Origin of the sequence: Synechococcus sp. R5-12 (genome assembly GCF_047502655.1) — a bacterium.
Classification (GTDB): domain Bacteria; phylum Cyanobacteriota; class Cyanobacteriia; order Thermostichales; family Thermostichaceae; genus Thermostichus.
Genome location: NZ_JANSIM010000051.1, coordinates 1 through 4,199, shown reverse-complemented (window position 1 = coordinate 4,199; position 4,199 = coordinate 1). Strand labels below are relative to the sequence as shown.

Here is a 4,199-nt window from a genome sequence, read left to right as displayed (position 1 = left end):
TAAGCGGGACGGAGTCCTTTCGCGTAAGCGGGACGGAGTCCTTTCTATCAGGATATGCAGCACGAGCCCCTGGCGCGCCTGCAGAGCATCCACCAAGAGCTGCTCTCTACGGCTGCAGAGTTTTGGGAGTTTACCGACCGGGGGGAGAACTTCTACTACTTGGAGCCCGCTCTTTGGCCCTATGCCGAGCAGTTTTTTAGCTGGTTTCAGGGCTTAACCTTGCCGGCAGATAAGCTGAAAAGCTCCTCTGGATCTCTGGAGCTTCCCTAAAAAATTCTGCCGCTCGCGTAAGCGGGACGGAGTCCTTGTCTAGTCTGGTTAGAGCCGCCCCTTGCTGACTTGTCCCATCGCGTTAGCGGGACGGAGTCCCATGCGTCCTTTCGGCAACCCCAACCGTCTGGGCAGTTCTCCTAGCCGCAGATCCCTGCCGGGATCCAGCTCCTTCGTTCAGTTTCGCCGCGACCCGCACCTAGTGCCCTTTTGGGGCCTAAGCCTACTAGTCATGGGCCTGGCAGTGCCTCTGTTTGTGCTTTCGGGGGCGGATCCCAGTTTGGCTGGCTGCGACGAGAGCTTTTATGCCCAAATGGCCCGCGAGCTGCTGCGGGGAGGGCATTGGCTGGGGCCCACTTTTTTGGGGGAGCCTTTTTTCGAGAAACCCCCTCTGCTCACCTGGAGCGTGGCCCTCAGTTTTGCCCTGTACGGGGTAAACGAGTGGGCAGCGCGGCTGCCAGGGATCCTCGCTGCTTTGCTCTCCATTCCCCTGGTGGGCTGGATTGGGCGACCTTTTTTGCCAATGCGGGCGGTCCTTTTGGGGATGGCAATTTTGCCCTTGTGCTACCTCTGGGTGCAGCAGGGGCGGCTGGTGGGGCAGGATGTGCCCTTGACCTTTCTGGAGCTGCTGGGGATCCTGGGGCTGGTCAACGGTATCCGCGGCCACAGGGTTTGGTTTTGGCTGACCGGAGTGGCCTTCGGGCTGGGCCTGCTGATGAAAAGTGCCATGATCCTGCTGCCGGGGGCGGCTTTGATCCCCTATCTCGTGCAGCAACGGCGCCGCTGGATGGGATCCGCCCCATTTTGGCTGGCGCTTGGGCTGGGCTTGGGGATGTTCGGCCTCTGGCTAGGTCCAGCCATGCAGGTGTATGGCCCACAGGTGCTGACCACCCTGGTGGGGAAGGTGTGGGATCTGGGGCAAGAGCCCTTCCATGCGGATGCCACCGGCTGGTACTACTTTTGGCACATTCCCGTTCATGGCTTCCCGTGGACGGTTTTGGCTTTGGTGGGTGGCTTTCTCCTGGTGCGCCAGCAGCCGGGATCCACGCTGCTGATCTGGTCTTTCCCCCTGCTGCTGTTGTTGTTGTTGCAGCTTTATCCCACCAAAACCCCCTACTACACCGTGCAGCTTTACCCTTGGCTGGCTCTCTTGGCCGGGGTAGCCTTGGATCAAGCGTTGGCTATGCGGGGTCGCGTCAGCGGTGCGGATCGCGTTAGCGGGACGGAGTCCTTGCACTTAAAGCCCCGTCTGGCCCAGGTGCTCTCTTGGGGACTGGCAGCGGTGGGGCTGCTGCTGTTGGGTTTGGGGGTGGCCGTCCGGCTGGGCGTAGACGGTCTGGAGCTTCTGCAATCCCACGCTTGGCCGCTGGTGGCGATGGGTCTTTTGTACCTCTTGCTGCCGGGGATCTGGAGTTGGCGGCGGGTGTTGCGCTGCGCCGGCGAGCTGTGGGTGGGAATCCTCTTGTTGGCCGGGATCCTCGCTATGATCACCATCGTCTTGCGGCCTGATTTCGGCAACTTCAGCCCTGCTTTTGCCCAAATGGATTGGAACCAAATGCTGCCCCCGTCCGTTCGCGCTATTCGGACGGAGTCCTCGACAGAGGCTGGGGAGACGGTGGTGGATATTGGCCGCAGCGGCTTGCCGGATGTCTGTCAGGCCCAGGCCATCGCTTTTTATACCCCTAATCCGGGGAGATGGGTGGATGATCAGGCTCTGCAACGAGGGGAATATGGAGACTACCTTTGGGTTTCTCCGGTGCAGGCAGAACAGGTGGAGATCCGGGATTTGGGGTTACAACCTCTAGCGGCGGTGGAGGGCTGGCAACTGGTGCGCCGTTTGGATCCCCTCTTGGAGCAGGGCAGCGGGGAGCCTCTTTGAGTTTAAAAATCTTAAGTTTAAGAATCCTAGGAAGTGTTAAAGCATGGCGGGAATAGCGGAATCGGGCCGGTCGTGGGTGTCTCTAGAGCGTACCTGGGTAATCCAGGGATTGGCTTGGCTGGCAGCGCTGCTATTTGTGGCGGGGGTGATCCTGCTGGCGGGGGCTTCACCTCTCCAGGTGGCGGCCAGCATGTGGCAGGGGGCCTTCGGCACTGAAGCTCAGTTTGGCCGGGTTTTGGCAACGCTGGCTCCCCTTGTCCTCTGCTGCTGTGGGCTGGTGTTTACGTTTGTTGCCGGTCTCTACAACTTGGGCATCGAAGGGCAAATGGTGGTCGGGGCAATTGCGGCCACGTTTCTGGTGCGTCTGGAAGCGGGATGGTTGCCGCCGCCACTGGCCATTACCTTGGCGCTTTTGGCCGGGATCCTGGGCGGGGCGGGCTGGGGCCTGTTGGCTGGGATCCTGAATGTGTGGGGGCGGGTCAACGAGATCTTCGCTGGGCTGGGGCTGAATTTTGTTGCCCAAGGTTGGGTGCTCTACCTGATCTTCGGCCCTTGGAAAAGGCCGGGGGTGGCTTCCATGAGCGGGACGGAAGTGTTGGATCCCCGTCTGTGGTTGCCCACCTGGGGGCGGTCAGAGGCCAGTCCGGTGGCGTTGCTGCTGGCCCTGTTGGCTTTGGCCCTGACGGTGCTGGTGATGGGCAACACTCGCTTCGGCCTGCAGTTGCGGGCGGTGGGGAAAAACCCTGTAGCTGCTTTCCGGTTGGGGATCCCGGCTACCCGCAGGTTGCTCATGGCATTTGCCTGCTGTGGGGGCTTAGCAGGGCTGGCGGGCGCCTTGCAGGTGTTGGCTCTGTTCCATCGCCTCATCCCCAATATCTCCAGCAATTTGGGCTTTCTGGCCTTGTTGGTGGTGATGCTGGCAGGCTTTAACCCCCTGCTGATTTTGCCGATTGCCTTTTTCTTCAGCAGTCTTAACATCGGCAGCTTGCAACTGCCTCTCTCTTTGCAATTGGAGTCTTCTTTGGCCGGTGTGATTCAGGGATCCCTGGTGTTGTTCGTCTTGCTGGCCCAAGGGATCAGCCGCCGCTACTTCCTTGGGAAAGGTTAATGGCTTCGGCGATTTCTGGGATCCCTTTGCGTTAGCGTTGCGCAACAACGAGATTTAACTCCTATCGTGGGGGAAAACTTTGGATTTTTCTGCTCAGGACAGTGGTGCGGTTCCTCTGCCGTAGGCATAGCACCATCAACATCGGGAAATAAGGTTATCGTAGAAGGATGAATCGGACATCCCCTTTTTCAAATCGACCGCTCATCGGCGTTACCACCCGCAACCGCAATGACGAGGGAGACTTTGTAGCGCCAGGCCGCTATGTGGATGCCATTCGTGCTGCCGGAGGGATCCCTGTTCTTTTTCCCCCAGGCGAAAGCGAGCCCCAGGTTTTGCTGTCTTGGGTGGATGGCCTGGTGTTGACCGGTGGCGGCGACCTCTGCCCCAGCACCTACGGAGAAGATCCGCAACATCCCCAGGTGCGCTATGTGAACGCGGAGCGGGATCGATTTGAGGTGGCCTTGGCTCAGGCCGTGCTGGCCCAGGGGATCCCTGTTTTAGGCATTTGCCGGGGGATGCAATTGTTAAATGTGGTCAGTGGCGGCAAGCTGTTCGCGGTAGCGGGACGGAGTCCTTTCGCGTCAGCGGGACGGAGTCCTTGCGGGCATGAAAGATGTCTTGGTACTCAAATACGCTCGTTAGGCTGAGGCTTTGCCAGGGCGGGATCCCTCTGCGGCAGCTCAACACCCCAGTAGCCAGCAGAAAGCTGCCCCATGCTAGGCTCTAGGCGGTGCTGCCCTAGTCGGCAAGGGGGGACTTGAAGGATATGAAAAAAAGGGTGGGCAGGGTAGTTTTCGCAAGTGCTTTAACTTTTTTTGCCAGTTCAATTCTTCTGAGAGCATGACTCTAGTCAATAATAGGCTCAACTATACTGAAAATAATGTATAATATGTTCAGTATTACTACCAGTTGATCTTTCTGTTTACTTTCGAGTCTGCCAAC

The 4,199-nt window shown here is 58.9% G+C and carries 4 protein-coding genes; all 4 read left to right on the top strand.

Annotation, left to right across the window (positions count from 1 at the left end; translation table 11 throughout):
* Positions 1 to 54: 54 nt before the first annotated feature.
* The 4 genes from NW843_RS03610 to NW843_RS03595 all read left to right on the top strand — a co-directional run bounded on the left by NW843_RS03610 (position 55) and on the right by NW843_RS03595 (position 3,904).
* A complete protein-coding gene (locus tag NW843_RS03610) occupies positions 55 to 270 on the top strand; it encodes a hypothetical protein (RefSeq protein WP_414419322.1) in 216 nt (71 codons plus the stop codon).
* A gap of 100 nt (positions 271 to 370) precedes the next feature.
* Complete coding sequence (locus tag NW843_RS03605) at positions 371 to 2,149, top strand: ArnT family glycosyltransferase (protein ID WP_414522139.1); 1,779 nt, start codon at positions 371 to 373, stop codon at positions 2,147 to 2,149.
* 43 nt (positions 2,150 to 2,192) lie between these two features.
* On the top strand, positions 2,193 to 3,257 hold the full coding sequence (locus NW843_RS03600; protein ID WP_414522138.1) for an ABC transporter permease: 1,065 nt from the start codon (positions 2,193 to 2,195) through the stop codon (positions 3,255 to 3,257).
* A gap of 167 nt (positions 3,258 to 3,424) precedes the next feature.
* Entirely contained in the window at positions 3,425 to 3,904 is a 480-nt protein-coding gene (locus NW843_RS03595) for a gamma-glutamyl-gamma-aminobutyrate hydrolase family protein (protein WP_414522137.1), read from the top strand.
* The last annotated feature ends 295 nt before the right edge of the window (positions 3,905 to 4,199 follow it).